This is a genomic window from Paenibacillus sp. S25, from assembly GCF_019454085.1.
GTDB classification, from domain to species: Bacteria; Bacillota; Bacilli; order Paenibacillales; family Paenibacillaceae; genus Paenibacillus; species Paenibacillus polymyxa_B.
This window is the reverse complement of record NZ_CP073683.1, coordinates 3,608,980-3,625,050: the sequence shown is the minus strand read 5'-3', so window position 1 is coordinate 3,625,050 and position 16,071 is coordinate 3,608,980. Positions and strand designations below refer to the sequence as shown.

Genomic DNA, 16,071 nt, shown 5'->3' with positions numbered 1-16,071 from the left:
CGCGTCTAATAGTATGACTTTTTACGGGAATGATAATAATTTGGTGATAGAAGGAGACAGACAATGAATTTCAAGAAATGGACCATGCTCACCGCCCTTGCGGTGGCTCAGGTGGCTGCAGTAGCCCCTGTAGGAGCAGAAGCAGCATCAACAACCGTTCAATCCACCGATTCGGTTAGCGCACAGCAGGCTCAAACCAATGTTGCTGATTCCAGCGTTCAGAATAGTATCGGAGATCAAGAGGGAACAGGCACACAAAACAACACAGTAACACCTGATAACACAGGCGTATCTAATGATCCATTGACTGGTCTGCCTACAGATACCAACAACGGATCGAACGTGTCCAATGATGTATACGGTGGAGACGGAACGATCACCAATCCTGGTGGAGCTCCAACAACTATGGGTGCTAATCAACTGATTTTGTATTTAAACAGTGCGAAAATGGAACAAAACGGACAGGTGTATACGGCAACTCAGCCGATGACTGTTAAGGATGGAGTCTCCTATGTAGCTATTCGTTCTCTTGTCAGCCGTGTCGGATTGCAGTTTAGTTATGACACTGCTACCAAAGAAACCGTAATCACACAAGGAACAAATGTCATGCGCTTCAAAACAGACAGCAAGGTTTATACGGTTAACGGTGGAGCCAGACAAATGAAGGGACCGGCTTTTCAGCAAAAGAACGTATTTATGGTGCCATTGACCTCGATTACACAGGCCTTAAATATTCCTTATACTGTGAATAATACGACTAAACAAGTTATCATGGATTTGAATCAGAAGCCTAAAGCTTCCTTTACGGTTCAACAAAAAGATATCTATGCAGGCGAAACCCAGGTTACGTATTTGACAAAGGAATCCTCTCCTACAGGTCTACCGATTGTGAACCAACGTTGGGAAGGGAAGCAGGACGTATTCCAGGAGCCGGGTACATATGTAGTTACCTATTCTGTTCTTGACTCTGCTGGGAACTGGAGTGATCCTTACTCAGTTACACTTACAGTAAGACCACCAAATCAGCCGCCAGTGGCTCTGTTTACAACTGATAAAAAAGAGTACAAGATGGGTGAGAAAATCACCATTACCGACCTGAGTACAGATGATGAGAATGCTATCACTAAACGTGATTGGGAGAATAAGAAACTTGCTTTCTTCCAACCAGGTGATGTAACAATTACGCTCACCGTGACTGATAAGCACGGCGCAACAGATACCAAAAGTGAAACGATTAAAATTACGAATGAACTGCTGTATAACGAAGATGATTTTAATAAAATCTTCACACCATATGGTGATAAATATACAGTAGACGGCAGTCAGGTGCCTACCATGGCTACCATTCCATTAACTAGCACGTCTTCACCACGTCTTTTGATTCGTGCTAACAGTCCGGAACGTGTGTTCCAGGATGGTATCGTGTATCAGGAAACCGGATCAGGCAGCACACGCATACTCGTCCATCATGTTAATGAAACGGGTAGAGATGTGAAGATGTACGTGATTGCGACTAACAACAATATCACTCCTGCCAATATAAATGTCGAAAATTCCGGTTTTGCCGGACCATCTGAATTTGCCACGGCTGCAGGTAAAGTTTCGATTCAACGATACTTCCAATCCATGCAAGATGGAAGCAAGCGTTCTAGTACAGTTCTAAATCCTGGCGAAAGCCGCATTGTTTTACAGGATCTGAACGCACAAAAAATCAAACAAAAACAAGTCATTTCTCTGTTATCCGATTTATATACGGATCAACCTATTCAATACACGGTTATTGTGTTAGATGCAAATGCAGATCCGTTGACCGTATTACCTACTTTGGCAAAACTGCCTAAGGACGGTATTCATAACCGTGGAACGTACGCTAATGCGGATATCTCGCTCAATTATACCGAAGAGGTTGGTAAAACAGCTCAACGTATCGTTCTTGGTGATAATAAGGTAGACCCGAACCTGATTGGTACGGACGGTCTGGACGGCTCTTCTGCTTCCAATGCTGGTAATTTTGGTGTTGTATATAAAGTTAAGTTGGATCATGTAGCGCCGTATTCACTGATTACGTTCAACCCGCGTGGGGGCGAATATTCTGGCTATGCGATGGTAAACAATCAGGTTGTGGGTATCCCGACGAACGGCGCAGTATGGGCTCCAAATGAGATGAGTGTGCTGTATCGCACAGGGCATATCGAGGAAAGTGTAGAGATGTATTTCACTGCTGCAGCAGGAAGTAACTTGCCGGTTTCCGTAGTAGTTATGCCTTTACCAGCTATTAAAAATTAATATGAATTAACCGGTGCTGTTTACCGGCTTAGACCTTGGGTCTCGTCATTCACCGTTTAAAAGTCGATGTCACTTGCAGAATATAGGCGTTCTCCTGCTGCGAATTTAATCGTAGCGCCGGAGAGCGTCTTTTTCTTATGTATTGATACGAATATCTCTTATAATATTGACTTTAATCGTGGTATAATAAATAGATGCAAGCCTAAGCCTGCATCAGAAAACCTGAAACTACAGACAGGGGAGGGTGAAACGCATGCTGACAAAGGATGAAATTATTGCAACAATGTCCGCTCAGGGGCTTCGTATTACAGATCAGCGCAAGACGTTGGCCACGTTATTTTCCGAGAATGAAGGGTATCTGTCCCCCAAAGACGTTTATGAATATATGGGTAAGAAGTACAGTGGACTTAGTTTTGATACGGTTTATCGTAATCTGCGTGTAATGCAGGAATTGGGTGTGCTGGAACAGGTATCTTTTGAGGATGGGATGAAGTTCAAGGTGAGCTGTAATGAGCATCATCACCATCACCATATGATTTGCTTGAGCTGTCAGAAAACATTACCGATTTCTTTTTGCCCAATGCAAATGACGGATACAACGGATCAATTCCAAATCGTCGAGCACAAGTTTGAAATTTTTGGTTATTGCAAAGATTGTCAACAGAAGAATGGGCATACTGACAGTAATTCGGATGGGGGATTCAGACAGACGAGCAGTCACACTCACAGCCACGGGGGCTACTGAAATGAAAATCACCACACGCAGAGTGGTACAGGCTCCGATTAAGTTTTATCGTTCCTATATTTCACCGTTAAAGCCGGCTACCTGCCGATTCTATCCAACGTGTTCGGCGTACGCGTTGGAAGCGGTAGAGGTGCATGGTGCGCTCAAAGGTTCATGGCTTGCTGCTAAGCGTATAGCCAAGTGCCATCCCTTTCATCTGGGCGGCGTAGATTTGGTCCCTCCTGCAAAAAAGGGAACAGATAAGTCTAGCGAAGATCGTTTGGTTACCCACTCTGAAAAGGGTCTGACTTGACAGCGCTATGCGGATTTGGTTATATTTTGGTTAATATTGTTTTCCTGCGAAGGGATGAGTAGGGTAAATTGTCCAGTACAGAGAGCCGGGGTTAGCTGCAAACCGGTCTGGAGCGAAGCCTGAATATGGTCCTGGAGGAACCTTTTTCGAGCGTATTTGCCACAGTTATTAGTGTTTGGGAGGCAAGCGTAAGGGGGAGGCGTGTTCCAGCGTTAATGGGCGGTCAGATGTGACCGGTGAAGCCTGTAGTCTGCGAGGATACAGGAAAATTGGGTGGTAACGCGTGAGGTGACTCTCGTCCCATAGGGGCGGGGGTCTTTTTTGTGCCCAATTTGTGCCAAATACATGAATTGGAGTACCATCATGTCAGCAGGTCTTATAGCTGCCGTGAACAAAACAGGAGGCAACACACATGTCCAATGAGAACACATTTTACATTACGACACCGATCTATTATCCGAGCGACAAGCTACATATAGGTCATGCTTACACGACGGTTGCGGGAGATGCAATGGCCCGTTACAAGCGGCTACGCGGTTATGAAGTGCGCTATTTGACAGGAACGGATGAGCATGGTCAGAAGATTGAGCAGAAAGCGAGTGCAGCAGGCAAAACGCCGCAACGTTTCGTAGATGATATTGTGGCAGGTATTCAAGAACTGTGGCGGAAGCTCGACATTTCCAATGATGATTTTATCCGTACTACGGAAGAACGCCATAAGGCTGTCGTACAAGAAATTTTTGATCGTTTGCTGAAGCAAGGCGATATTTACAAGGGAGAATACGAAGGCTGGTACAGCATCCCTGACGAGACGTACTACACAGAAACTCAGCTGGTTGACGTGGTGAAGGACGCCGAAGGCAATGTGGCTGGAGGAAAAAGCCCGGATAGTGGACACCCTGTAGAACTGGTTAAGGAAGAGTGTTACTTTTTCCGTATGAGCAAGTATGCTGATCGGTTGCTGCAATTTTATGAAGAGAATCCGCAGTTTATCCAGCCAGAATCACGTAAAAAAGAGATGATCAATAACTTCATCAAGCCGGGTCTGGAGGATTTGGCTGTATCTCGTACTACCTTCGATTGGGGCATTAAGGTGAAGGGGGATCCGAAGCATGTCGTGTATGTGTGGATTGACGCACTTTCCAACTACATCACAGCCTTGGGTTATGGCTCTTCCAATACCGAGCTGTATGATAAATTCTGGCCTGCAAATGTGCATATCGTAGGTAAAGAGATTGTAAGGTTCCATACGATATATTGGCCGATCATGCTGATGGCGCTGGATCTTCCGTTGCCTAAAAAAGTATTTGCACATGGTTGGCTGCTCATGAAAGACGGTAAAATGTCGAAATCTAAAGGCAATGTTGTAGACCCAGTGACGTTGATTGACCGTTATGGTCTGGACCAACTTCGATACTACTTGCTGCGCGAGGTGCCTTTTGGGGCAGACGGAACCTTTACACCAGAAAGCTTTGTAGATCGAGTTAATTCGGATTTGGCAAATGATCTGGGCAACTTGTTGAATCGTACCGTGGCGATGGTAGATAAATATTTTGATGGCAAGGTTCCGGCTTATGAAGCGAATGTAACAGCATTCGACGGAGCTTTGGAAGACATGGCAACATCGACTTATAGTAAAGTAGAAGAAGCCATGGAAAACATGGAGTTTTCCGTGGCATTAACGGCGATTAGCCAATTTATTAGCCGTAGCAACAAGTATATTGACGAGACGCAACCATGGAATTTGGCTAAGGATGAGGCAAAACGTCGCGAATTGTCATCTGTTATGTTGCATTTGGTAGAAAGCTTGCGCATCGCTTCCATCTTACTCCAGCCATTCTTAACCCGTGCTCCTCATAAAATTTGGGAACAGCTCGGTATTAGCCAAGGTGAGTTGACTACATGGGATAGCGGCAAGCAATTTGGTCGTATTCCGGAAGGAACGCAGCTGGTCAAAGGTAATCCGATCTTCCCGCGTCTGGATTCAGAGCAAGAGGTTGCTTTTATCGTGGAAGCAATGACTGGGGGTAAGAAACAGGAAGAAGCTACAGCACAAGTTCAACCGCAGAATGCATCTGAGGCGAGCCAGGAAGCGTCGGAGGTAAAGGAAGAGATTGGCATTGAGGATTTTGCCAAGGTAGAACTGCGCGTTGCTCAGGTCGTCGCCTGCGAGCCTGTGAAGAAGGCCGATAAACTGTTGAAGCTCCAACTTGATCTTGGTTATGAGCAGCGGCAGGTAGTATCAGGGATTGCGAAGTTTTATACACCTGAAGATATCATTGGGCGCAAGGTGATCTGTGTGACCAATCTGAAGCCAGTAAAACTTCGGGGAGAGTTGTCGCAAGGTATGATTTTGGCAGCATCACATGGAGATCAGCTTACGCTGGCCACCGTACCGGAAGGTATGCCGAATGGTGCAGTTGTAAAGTAGAACGCTATGTAGAAATAAAAAGAACGTAATGAGCGTATGTCCGGGAATCATTCTTCCTGGGCATACGCTTTTTGGCTTGCATCATATTTTGCTCCCGCTATACGTATGTTTTAGTAGGTAGGGCTTGTTTGCTCGTGTTTACTTAAGACAGGTGGGAGGAAATGATGATGACAAATATCAACGCCGGGTTGGCGATCATAGCCGGACTGGTTTCTTTTTTTTCACCGTGTTGTTTACCGCTGTATCCATCTTATTTATCGTATATGACAGGGATGTCTGCGCGTGAACTGGCTGAAGGACGGCACAAGGCTGAGGTTCGTTATCGTACGATGGGACATACGCTTGCTTTTGTATTGGGCTTTTCGGTCGTTTTCTATTCACTGGGTGCAAGTGTCGGGTTGCTTGGAGACTGGTTTGCCAATTATGGGGATGCGCTAAGAGTGGTAGCGGGGTTACTTATTTTACTAATGGGACTGGTATCTCTTGGTGTGGTGCGTCCTTTGATTTTAATGAGGGAGCATAAGCTTCGCTGGACATGGAAGCCTGCCGGGTACGCCGGTTCCTTTGTAATCGGAATTGGGTTTGCGGCAGGCTGGTCGCCCTGTATCGGTCCCATGCTAACAGCTATTATCGCTTTGGCGGCAGTAGAGCATCACATTTGGTTCAAACTGATTACAGGCTATGCACTTGGCTTTGCGATTCCATTTTTTGTATTATCTTTGCTGGTAGGTTCTGTTCGACTATCCTCTCGCTATACCTCCATCCTCATCAAAACAGGTGGCATACTACTAGTTATTACGGGCATTTTACTGGTAACGGATCATATGACCGATGTAACGCTATTTTTACAACGGATTACCCCAGATTGGATGCTAGTTATGTGAAATATTCAATACGACTTAAAGGGAAATGTTCAAAAATGCGCTCTGTGATAAACTCTCGCAGTGCATTTTGCTGTTCATCGGGATAAACATATTTGTTTTGTCCCCAGCGGCCCCATTTTTTCTTTCGTTTCTCTATGTCCATCTCCAGCTTGGTTTTCGGATAACGTTTCTCGATGACAGCTTTGGATGTTTTGGTGAACCGATGCTGAATTAATTCGAACGTCAAATCTTTTGTAGCATGCTGTGGCAAGGTTTCTCCCAATTTGCGCAGCAACTCGCCGTAACCTTCTTCCCAGCCGTCATACCAGATGATGGGTGCGATGATGAAACCCAGTGGATAACCGGCTCGTGCGATTTTGCCAGCGGCTTCAATACGTTCCTCGAAGCGTGAGGTTGCAGGTTCAAACTGTTTAATAACATAATCGGAATTAATGCTAAAGCGGATGCGAGTATGACCATTATGTTTAATATCTAGCAATGGATCAACATGATGATATTTAGTAACAAAACGCAGACGACCAAATTCTTCATCTGCCATGAAACGAATCAAGTCTCCAAGCGTTCCGGTGATATGCTCCAAACCAACCGGATCGGAGGTGCAAGCTGCTTCAAAACGGGTAATTTCAGGCGCACGCTCCTCGATATAAGCTTTAGCTGCTGATAAGATATCGTCAGTGTTGACATATACACGAATATACGGCTTTGCTCCCAAGGTTGTTTGTAAATAACAGTAGTGACAATGCCCCATACAACCAGTCGAAATGGGGATGGCGTATTCGGCAGAGGGCTTGGATTGGTCAAAAGTTAACGTTTTACGGATACCGACTACCAAAGTTTTTTTTGCCATTCGGTACTTTTCAACTTCAGTTTCACCTGGTAAATTGGTAATTCGATTGTGAGAGGTAGTCATCCGATACGGAATATCCTTGGCTTTAACCCAATCCATAATACGCTGGCCCTTGGGATAATTCAGTGCGTCTGGCTCAAAAAACACCAGGTCAGGCAAAAATGGCTTGGTTCCTCTGGTTTGGACAGGAGTACGCTCAAGCGTAGACATGGCTAACGCTCCTTTCGAAATAAATCCACAGTGCTCTGGTGTCCAACTTTAACATATTGCCGCAGAAATAAACGATACAGGGACGACGATATTAGTGTGCCCCGCTTAAATTGAACAAATCGTGGCAATAGCTGTGAGTGGAGGGATGAGACTTGCCAATGGGCAATGATAACATGTATCATTACATAGTAGGTTTAACGCAGGAAATGAAGGCGGTAAGCGCCCGTTCAATAACAGAAAAGAGGGAAACAAGTGCCAACGCCAAGCATGGAAGATTATTTGGAACGCATTTACCAACTGATTGATGAGAAGGGATATGCTCGTGTCTCGGATATCGCAGAGGGTTTAGAGGTGCATCCTTCGTCCGTCACCAAAATGATTCAGAAGTTGGATAAGGACGATTATCTTGTATATGAGAAGTATCGGGGACTGATTTTGACACCGAAAGGGAAAAAGGTCGGCAAACGGTTGGTTGATCGCCATCAGTTATTAGAGCAATTTCTGGATATGATTGGGGTTGACAAGGACCTAATATATAAAGATGTGGAAGGTATTGAGCATCATTTGAGCTGGGATTCCATCACCCGTATCGAAACATTGGTTGAGTATTTTCGTCGGGATGAAGATCGCTTGCGCCAGCTTCATGACATACACAAGGAATTGAGTGGAGATTCCTAAAAGCATCTGTCCTTACGGACGATGCTTTTTTATTTGTACCGACCGCAACAAATATCCGGTTATTAGCGTCTATCCATTATATAGCAGGACAAGATAGGGGTTAAAATTAACAGGGTTAGCGGAGGATTGTAATAATATGAATCGAAAGAAAATAGTGGCATTGGCTGCAGGCCTACTCTTAGCAGTGCAGACTGCCATCGTTCCTGGAGTTCAAGCAGCTCCAACTGGTGATATTGAAATTATATTGGACGGACAGTCCCTGCAAAGTGACGCGTCACCGTATATTGTACAGGGAGCCAATGTTACGATGGTTCCTTTGCGAGTGATTAGTGAGGGATTGGGCGCTCAGGTCAACTGGTCGGAATCGTCCGGTACGGTAACGATTACAGCACAGAACAAAAATATATCTATGGAGAACGGTGCACAAAGCGCTACGGTGGATGGCAAGTCAGTTCGACTGGATGCATCTGCCCGTATGACAAGCGGGAGAGTCATGGTGCCTCTGCGTTTTGTTGGGGAAGAGTTGGGATTAAAAGTGGATTGGCAAGCTTCAGAGCGAGTCATTACGTTAAGCAGTGTTAAGGAAGGTGTCTCTACTGGCGGCAACACTTCTTCGGGAAGCAGCGGCTCTATATCAGATACGTCTTCATCTGGCAATCAGGACAGTGTAAGTACAGATCAGGGAGCCATCGATGATGAGCAGGCGGTTGTCGCTTCACCGTCAACGTCTACTAGTGAGAACGGTTCAAGTTCTTCACAGGCAAATGTGGTTCAGGTAAAGGCTTCAACTTCCATGCGTGGAGCATGGATTTCTACCATTAACGGAGATTGGCCTTCTTCCGCTGCCCGAAGCAGCTCCGAGAAGCAAAAGCAGGAGTTTACTAAAATGCTCGATGATTTGCAGGGGATGGGCATCAATGCGGTATTTGTTCAGGTTCGTGCCAGCGGTGATGCGCTCTATCCATCGAGTCTTGTACCATGGAGCAAGTATTTGACCAACACGCAAGGAAAAAATCCAGGCTATGATCCCTTGAAATTTATGATTAGCGAATCGCATAAGCGAGGGATGGAATTCCATGCCTGGTTTAATCCGTTCCGTGCGAATTCTACAGGAACAACCAGCGGTTTGGCTGCAAACCATGTGGCTAATCAACATCCGGACTGGATTGTTAAGAATGGTAGCCAATTGTACATCAATCCAGGAATTCCGGCTGCACGTCAGCATGTCATTGCGGCGATTATGGAGGTCGTGAACGGATATGATATTGACGGCGTCCATTTGGACGATTATTTTTATCCTTACAGCGGGACTTTTGATGATGATGCGACCTTCAAAGCATATAATGCCAACAAAATCTCTAACAAGGGCGACTGGCGTAGAGATAATGTGAACAGTTTTGTTCGCGATTTGGGCAAAAGCATTCATGCCAGCAAGTCTAAAGTTCAATTCGGAATTAGTCCTTTTGGGGTATGGCGTAACAAATCTCAGGACTTAACGGGTTCAGACACGAAGGCAGGCGTTACAGCGTATGATACGACGTTTGCGGATGTAAGAACCTGGATTAACAAAGAGTGGATTGATTATGTAGCCCCACAAATTTACTGGAGTATCGGTTTCCCAGCGGCGGGATATGACAAGCTTGTCGCATGGTGGTCCAATGAGGTCAAAAACTCAGATGTTAAGCTGTATATCGGTCATTCTCCTTATAAGATAGGCACCCCTGAAAAGGGCTGGCAAACGGCTCAAGAGCTAATTAAGCAGCTTGAACTGAACGAAGATTATAAACAGGTTAAAGGGGATATTTACTTTAGTGCACAGCATTTGCGTAAAAATCCATACGGACTCATTCAGCTTCTTCAAAATTATTATCAAATGTGATATAAATTGGATCATATAGGTTCTATTTGGGCCTCCGTTCTCATACATAAGCAGTAGAACTGCTTACTCCCAAGAGAACGGAGGTTTTTTGATCTATGCTGATCAATGCTGTGTTCCAGGGTGGAGGGGTTAAGGGAATTTCGCTGGCGGGTGCAGTTAAGGCTGCGGAGGAGCATGGAATTGTATTCAATCGTTTGGCAGGTACATCATCAGGTGCTATTGTAGCTGCTTTATTGGCTGCGGGATACTCTGCGGATGAAATGAAAGCTGTAATTGAGAAAACCCCTCTGGTCAAGTTGTTACGACGTTCTCCAGTGTTCAATATTAAGTGGGTTGGACCAGCAGCTCGTATCTTTCTTAAAAAAGGGCTCTACTCAGGGGAGGCACTGGAGCACTGGGTACGTGAGCTGTTACGAGCTAAGGGAGTGCGTACGTTCGCGGATTTACCTCCTGGCAAACTGCGCATTATTGCATCAGATATTACGAATGGACGCATTCTGGTGCTTCCTGAGGATATCAAACGTTTTGGTATCAATCCCTCTTCACTGGAGGTAGCTAAAGCCATTCGCATGAGCACAAGTATCCCTTATTTTTTTGATCCCGTTATGTTAAGGCTTGATTCTGCACTTGCCAAGGGAAAGACTTTTTCTCAGCAATTTGTATTTGTAGTTGATGGGGCTTTACTAAGCAATTTGCCGTTGTGGCTTTTTGATGAGCCTGTAAATGAACGTGAGGCCAAAACGATTCCAACGGTAGGGTTTCAAATGGTGGGCAAAACGGGGACGGAGACCAAAGTTTCTTATATACGGGGTCCATTGACCATGCTGCAGGCTATTTTTGATACCATGCTATCAGCGCACGATGAACGATATATTGAGCAGGAGAATCGGTATCGGACGATAAAAATTCCAACATTGGGTATCCGCACTGCACAATTTAACATTTCTACAGAGCAAAGTGATTTGTTGTATGCTTCTGGTGTGCAGGCAGGGGATGCTTTTTTCCACAAATGGAGCATCACTTCTTACCAGCAGCAGTATAGCAAGTACCAATTGATGAAGGATACCATGTACGCTATGAAATAAACACTAACTCGCAGTTAAAGTTAATTTAAAAGGGTGTAAAAAAGGAGCCTCTTCCCGGTCATATTTGAATACGCGGGTGACGGCTCCTTTGTGCTACATTTTAAAGGATGATTATCATTAATGATATTTAGGTTGTTCTTCTTCATTTTTGCCCTTGGAACCTTCAATCACATGAAAAGGATACGCTTTGCGCTTGCCTGTAGTCTGCTGCTTACGTGCGTTGGCTGTTTTGGCCATGGTGCGCACAGAGGGTTTGATTTTGGGAGTACGATTGCGTTGCCCTGGCAGGTATTTGTATAGCAGAAATATAACTGCAAAAACAAGGACGGGAATTAGTAAACTCATGAGAAAGCCCCAGCTTCCTCTCCATAGCATATCCACAATCCCATATGCACCCAAAGCAAGGGTAAGCCAGAAAATAACGGCATGTCTGTTCATTATTCACTCATCCTTTCACAGGATCAAGGACCGGACTGTTGAAGGTCTCCTTTACAGGTACGTTTTCCAACTCAGCATCCAATTCAAGCATACGCTTAAATGAGGCAATGGATACCTCCACTTGATCATCAGTCGGTTCTTTGGTGGTAAGTAGTTGCAGCCACAGACCGGGGTAACCTAAATAACGAAGTACCGGAATTTCACGAAGAGCATTGGTCAGCTTGAGAAATTCAAAAGAAAGCCCCAGTACGATCGGAAGCAGTAGAAGCCGTTGCCCCATGCGTTCCCACAGATTATCGTAGGTAAATAAGGAATAGACAAGCACCCCGATGATCACAGTCAGCATAATAAAGCTACTACCGCACCGGTAATGCAGACGGCTGTATTTTTGCACATTGACCGGGGTTAGTTCTTCTCCAGCTTCGAATGCCGTAATTACTTTATGCTCTGCTCCGTGATATTGAAACAGTCGTTTGATCAATGGAGTTTGGGAAATGCCCCATAAATAAGCCAGCAGCAGAATCAGCTTAATGGCTCCTTCGGCGAGGTTATGCAAAATTTGACTGTGAAACAAGCCGTCGAACAGGAAGTCTTCTACAACAACCGGAACGAGGGTTAACACAATTTTGCCGAACAAAAAGGAGATAATCCCGACTGCCGCTACACCGATCATCATACTCAGACTCCAACGGGACTCTTCTTTTTTCTTTTGTTCAGCGCGTTCTTCCGGATCTACTTCATCATCAGCATACGCATCGGCTGAATAGTTCAAATGCTTGGTACCCTTGGCGCTGGAGTCGATGATGCTTACAATCCCCCGCAATAAAGGAATTCTGCGGAATTTGGATACCCAGGATTGCTCCTTGCGTGGTACTTCCAAATATGTGATTTCGCCAGTTTTGCGGCGAACTGCCGTGACATTGACACGCTTGCCGCCGAACATGACACCTTCAATGACTGCCTGACCGCCGTAGCTCACAGGCTTGGATGCTTGTGACAACCGTCTCACCTCTCTTAATACATGCTTTTTTGTATATTGTATCGAATTTGGAAGGGAATATCTAGTTAGATGAAACTGAGTGTAGTAATTAGGCCGCTCCAAGCTAAGATTCTGCTTTTAACGGAGAGGGTAGAAATTCTTATCGTAGAGAAAGCTCATGCCACAGGCTTATAAAAAAAGCATTTATGGAGCTCAGACTGCTCACATAAATGCTACTCATTATAAAACCGAATGAATATTCGGAGACAACTTATTGCGTAATTGCCCCGACAACCTGGTCAACCAGCCCTTTTGAAGAGAGAGGGCCGCCAAATGTCCATGTCGTACCGCTCAGTGAATAGGTACGTTTTTCTTTAACGAAATTCAGACCATTCCAGACCGAATTATTTTTCATGGGTGCGCCGAAAACATTATCGTCCGGCTGAACAATATAGATAAAGTTGCTGTCCTGAACGGCAGACAGAGCTTCAATGCCTACGGTTGAAAAGCCATACTGTTCAACTTTGCTCGGTTTCCAATCGTTAATCATGCCGATCTTCGCCAGTGTTGCCACGACGACTGAATTATCTGAAAACATACGAAGGCTGGCCGCATTTTGCGAAGTGAAAGCCTGTGTCAGTATATAATGATAATCCGACTTGCCAGCAGCGGCGAGCTTTTCTTTGGCTTCAGCATAATGCTGATCCAGTTCGGCAAGCACCTGCTTAGCTTTGTCTTCTTTTCCAAGAGCACCTGCGATGCTATTAAAAATTTCTACCATTTTATCATGATCGTAGCCGTTACCATCGTTCAGATTAAATTCGATCGTCGGAGCGATGGCCTTGAGTTGCTCATAGATAGCTTCATTCCCATCAACATTGGAAATGATCAGATCCGGCTTTAATGCAGCAATCGCTTCCAGATTCGGCTCGTTACGCGTGCCGACATCGACCACGCTACTATCGAGAGCCGCCTCCGGTGTCACGTACACCTTGTAGTTGGCATTGTCTGCATTACCAACCGGCTGAACGCCCAGCGCAATCAAATCCTCTGTAAATGTCCATTCCAGCACTACGACACGCTGTGCGGGCTTGTTGAGCGTGGCCTCACCACGATTATGCTTTACCGTCACAGGACCAGTCGCTGTGTCAGTCGGTTTGCTATCCGACGTGGCTGCCTGATCTTTATCCGATGCTTTGTCGGCTGCTCCGCAACCTGCCAGAGTGAGCGTAAAAACCATTAACAATAAAATCCCGATTAATCCCTTTTTCATAGAAGCGTTCTCCCGTATATAGGTTTTTATAAAATGATAATGATTATCATTTTCATCATTATATTATGATAGAGGATTGAAATTTTGTCAATGTATAAAACGGGTCCGTACCCTCAATTGGAAAGCTGCCATTATTCAGCATTCCTGTTCATTGTTAAACTATTCCCCCTTGGAGCATACTACTTAGCAAAATGGAATGCAGAATCCGGTGGACGTACATGCATTTCCGATTGCAATTGTCTTTACGATGGGAAAAAGTTTGCATTTTGAAAGGGGATTAAACAACATGAGTGAAACCTACTCTATACCCAAGATAGGACATGAACAGGAGCAGTCTCGCGGATCTCAGGATCAACGTAATCATAACGACAGTGGCAGAGGCAGGCAGCAATCAGGCAAAATACATACGCCTCTCATTCCTTTTGCACTTGAGTTGGGTTTTTTTGCGGGTTTGCTCTGGGGATTGCTGCGCTGGCTGTTTTATAAGTTGCACTTTACGGTAGTAGCGCCTGGCTTTCTCGCAGAGCCTTTTTTCAAGCATTCGTTTATGAACACCATGGCGGGACATCTGGTAGGGCTACTTTTTTTTATTGGATTATCCGTCGTAGCTTCACTGGTGTACACTCTGTTGCTGCGCAGATTTAAGGGTCCTATACCCGGAATTGTGTATGGTCTGATTTGGTGGGTTGTTTTATTTGTATTAACAGGTCCTAAGCTAGGGATGATGAATGCTCCTGATCGGTTAACATGGAATTCCTTATATACGGAAATTTGTGTGTTTATACTGTGGGGACTATTTATCGGATATACCGTTGCTGTCGAGTATACGGATGAAAGAAAGCGCGAGCCTGAGAAAGCTGAGGGCTGAACGTAACAAAAACTTCTCAAGCGCCTATCCCCTGTGTTAAAATAGCATTTGGTTATTTGACAGAGGGGAGCGGAATGAAAGATGAAGAATGACCGGGTGTTAAAGCTGCGGCAGGCGCTGGGCGAGCATAATCTGCGGGCTATGCTGATTACTAGCCCTGTCAATCGTCGATATTTGACAGGCTTCACAGGTTCGGCGGGTTATGTGCTGATTACGGAATCCCATAGCTATTTGCTGACTGACTTTCGCTATATGACACAAGCGACCGAACAAGCCGAAGGCTTCACGGTGGTGCAGCACGCTGCACAGGTCATGGAAACGGTGAAAGAATTGCTGTCTTCCCATCAGATCAGCGAAACAGGCTTCGAGCAAGACGCTGTAACTGTTGCGACGCATAAAGCTTATAGCGAAGATTTGTCACCTATTTCACTGGTTCCGGTGTCGGGCATTGTGGAGAAGCTACGGGTGTACAAGGATGCAGAAGAGCTGGAAGTGATGCAGCGGGCAGCGGATTTGGCAGATGCTACATTTGCACACATTTTACCTTACATCAAGCCAGGTGTCAGCGAGCGTGAGCTGGATCTGGAAATGGAATTCTTCATGCGCAAGCAGGGAGCTACATCCTCTTCATTTGACACAATTGTGGCTTCCGGGGTTCGTTCGGCATTGCCTCATGGCGTAGCCAGTGCTAAGTTAGTACAAGCAGGCGAGCTAATTACGTTTGATTTTGGTGCGTTGCTGGATGGCTACTGCTCCGATTTGACACGTACAGTGGCTACACAAGGGGATTTAGCGCCTCAGTTGCGTGAGATCTACGATATTGTACTTAAGGCGCAGCTTCACGCACTCGAACATATTAAGCCGGGCATGACAGGCCGTGAAGCGGATGCACTGACCCGGGATATTATTGCTGGTCATGGCTATGGAGACAATTTCGGTCACAGCACAGGTCATGGTCTGGGTCTGGAAGTACATGAATCTACCCGCCTGTCGAAGGCAAGCGATGATATTCTGGAGCCGGGCATGGTTGTAACGGTCGAGCCAGGTATTTATGTGCCTGGATTGGGCGGTGTACGGATCGAGGATGATATCGTTATTACAGATAGCGGCATCAAGGTATTAACACATTCGAGCAAAGAATTTACAGTCGTTTAATAACGATAACAGTCCTGTAGG

The 16,071-nt window shown here is 45.4% G+C and carries 14 protein-coding genes; 10 read left to right on the top strand and 4 right to left on the bottom strand.

The genetic code is table 11. The annotated features are described in order from the left end of the window. Nucleotides 1–63: 63 nt before the first annotated feature. The 5 genes from KAI37_RS15975 to KAI37_RS15955 all read left to right on the top strand — a co-directional run bounded on the left by KAI37_RS15975 (nucleotide 64) and on the right by KAI37_RS15955 (nucleotide 6,638). Nucleotides 64–2,286 carry a copper amine oxidase N-terminal domain-containing protein gene (locus tag KAI37_RS15975; RefSeq protein WP_220029811.1) on the top strand — a complete coding sequence of 741 codons (2,223 nt, stop codon included), beginning with the start codon at nucleotides 64–66 and terminating at the stop codon, nucleotides 2,284–2,286. Nucleotides 2,287–2,539: 253 nt separating this feature from the next. Then, entirely contained in the window at nucleotides 2,540–3,031 is a 492-nt protein-coding gene (locus KAI37_RS15970; RefSeq protein ID WP_013310843.1) for a Fur family transcriptional regulator, read from the top strand. Nucleotide 3,032: 1 nt separating this feature from the next. Then, entirely contained in the window at nucleotides 3,033–3,323 is a 291-nt protein-coding gene (gene yidD, locus KAI37_RS15965; RefSeq protein ID WP_220029810.1) for a membrane protein insertion efficiency factor YidD, read from the top strand. A 412-nt stretch (nucleotides 3,324–3,735) separates the two neighbouring features. After that, a complete protein-coding gene (metG, locus tag KAI37_RS15960; protein WP_071641507.1) occupies nucleotides 3,736–5,754 on the top strand; it encodes a methionine--tRNA ligase in 2,019 nt (672 codons plus the stop codon). 167 nt (nucleotides 5,755–5,921) lie between these two features. Then, nucleotides 5,922–6,638 (top strand): cytochrome c biogenesis CcdA family protein, encoded by a 717-nt coding sequence (locus KAI37_RS15955; RefSeq protein WP_220031492.1) that lies wholly within the window; start codon nucleotides 5,922–5,924, stop codon nucleotides 6,636–6,638. On the opposite strand, the gene splB is transcribed toward KAI37_RS15955, so the two are convergent. Next, nucleotides 6,631–7,695: a spore photoproduct lyase gene (splB, locus tag KAI37_RS15950; RefSeq protein ID WP_023989268.1), complete on the bottom strand. Its 1,065-nt coding sequence runs from the start codon at nucleotides 7,693–7,695 to the stop codon at nucleotides 6,631–6,633. The two genes, KAI37_RS15955 and splB, sit on opposite strands and share 8 nt — an antisense overlap. 252 nt (nucleotides 7,696–7,947) lie before the next feature. Between splB and mntR the strand changes: the two genes are divergently transcribed. The 3 genes from mntR to KAI37_RS15935 all read left to right on the top strand — a co-directional run bounded on the left by mntR (nucleotide 7,948) and on the right by KAI37_RS15935 (nucleotide 11,337). Continuing rightward, complete coding sequence (gene mntR, locus KAI37_RS15945) at nucleotides 7,948–8,373, top strand: transcriptional regulator MntR (protein WP_007430946.1); 426 nt, start codon at nucleotides 7,948–7,950, stop codon at nucleotides 8,371–8,373. Nucleotides 8,374–8,509: 136 nt separating this feature from the next. Continuing rightward, complete coding sequence (locus KAI37_RS15940; RefSeq protein ID WP_076292995.1) at nucleotides 8,510–10,252, top strand: family 10 glycosylhydrolase; 1,743 nt, start codon at nucleotides 8,510–8,512, stop codon at nucleotides 10,250–10,252. Between the two features lie 95 nt (nucleotides 10,253–10,347). Beyond that, nucleotides 10,348–11,337 carry a patatin-like phospholipase family protein gene (locus KAI37_RS15935; RefSeq protein ID WP_023989266.1) on the top strand — a complete coding sequence of 330 codons (990 nt, stop codon included), beginning with the start codon at nucleotides 10,348–10,350 and terminating at the stop codon, nucleotides 11,335–11,337. A gap of 117 nt (nucleotides 11,338–11,454) precedes the next feature. Here the strand turns inward: KAI37_RS15935 and KAI37_RS15930 are convergent, their stop codons facing one another. The 3 genes from KAI37_RS15930 to KAI37_RS15920 all read right to left on the bottom strand — a co-directional run bounded on the left by KAI37_RS15930 (nucleotide 11,455) and on the right by KAI37_RS15920 (nucleotide 14,027). Continuing rightward, nucleotides 11,455–11,775 (bottom strand): hypothetical protein, encoded by a 321-nt coding sequence (locus KAI37_RS15930; RefSeq protein WP_023989265.1) that lies wholly within the window; start codon nucleotides 11,773–11,775, stop codon nucleotides 11,455–11,457. Between the two features lie 7 nt (nucleotides 11,776–11,782). Next, a complete protein-coding gene (locus KAI37_RS15925) occupies nucleotides 11,783–12,775 on the bottom strand; it encodes a DUF1385 domain-containing protein (RefSeq protein ID WP_220029809.1) in 993 nt (330 codons plus the stop codon). A gap of 250 nt (nucleotides 12,776–13,025) precedes the next feature. After that, on the bottom strand, nucleotides 13,026–14,027 hold the full coding sequence (locus KAI37_RS15920) for an ABC transporter substrate-binding protein (RefSeq protein ID WP_220029808.1): 1,002 nt from the start codon (nucleotides 14,025–14,027) through the stop codon (nucleotides 13,026–13,028). A gap of 286 nt (nucleotides 14,028–14,313) precedes the next feature. On the opposite strand from KAI37_RS15920, the gene KAI37_RS15915 reads away from it, so the two are divergent. Further along, the gene (locus KAI37_RS15915) at nucleotides 14,314–14,895 is read left to right on the top strand and encodes a YqhR family membrane protein (protein WP_071644328.1); all 582 of its coding nucleotides are present in this window, start codon (nucleotides 14,314–14,316) and stop codon (nucleotides 14,893–14,895) included. Nucleotides 14,896–14,976: 81 nt separating this feature from the next. Then, nucleotides 14,977–16,050, top strand: a complete 1,074-nt coding sequence (locus KAI37_RS15910; protein WP_053325698.1) for a M24 family metallopeptidase — start codon at nucleotides 14,977–14,979, stop codon at nucleotides 16,048–16,050. Nucleotides 16,051–16,071: the final 21 nt, after the last annotated feature.

Coding starts and splice junctions, on each gene's coding strand:
- KAI37_RS15920 (WP_220029808.1), bottom strand. CDS start 14,027: ATGAAAAAGGGATTAATCGGGATTTTATTGTTAATGGTTTTTACGCTC.
- splB (WP_023989268.1), bottom strand. CDS start 7,695: ATGTCTACGCTTGAGCGTACTCCTGTCCAAACCAGAGGAACCAAGCCA.
- metG (WP_071641507.1), top strand. CDS start 3,736: ATGTCCAATGAGAACACATTTTACATTACGACACCGATCTATTATCCG.
- yidD (WP_220029810.1), top strand. CDS start 3,033: ATGAAAATCACCACACGCAGAGTGGTACAGGCTCCGATTAAGTTTTAT.
- KAI37_RS15915 (WP_071644328.1), top strand. CDS start 14,314: ATGAGTGAAACCTACTCTATACCCAAGATAGGACATGAACAGGAGCAG.
- KAI37_RS15940 (WP_076292995.1), top strand. CDS start 8,510: ATGAATCGAAAGAAAATAGTGGCATTGGCTGCAGGCCTACTCTTAGCA.
- KAI37_RS15935 (WP_023989266.1), top strand. CDS start 10,348: ATGCTGATCAATGCTGTGTTCCAGGGTGGAGGGGTTAAGGGAATTTCG.
- KAI37_RS15955 (WP_220031492.1), top strand. CDS start 5,922: ATGACAAATATCAACGCCGGGTTGGCGATCATAGCCGGACTGGTTTCT.
- KAI37_RS15910 (WP_053325698.1), top strand. CDS start 14,977: ATGAAGAATGACCGGGTGTTAAAGCTGCGGCAGGCGCTGGGCGAGCAT.
- KAI37_RS15930 (WP_023989265.1), bottom strand. CDS start 11,775: ATGAACAGACATGCCGTTATTTTCTGGCTTACCCTTGCTTTGGGTGCA.
- KAI37_RS15975 (WP_220029811.1), top strand. CDS start 64: ATGAATTTCAAGAAATGGACCATGCTCACCGCCCTTGCGGTGGCTCAG.
- KAI37_RS15970 (WP_013310843.1), top strand. CDS start 2,540: ATGCTGACAAAGGATGAAATTATTGCAACAATGTCCGCTCAGGGGCTT.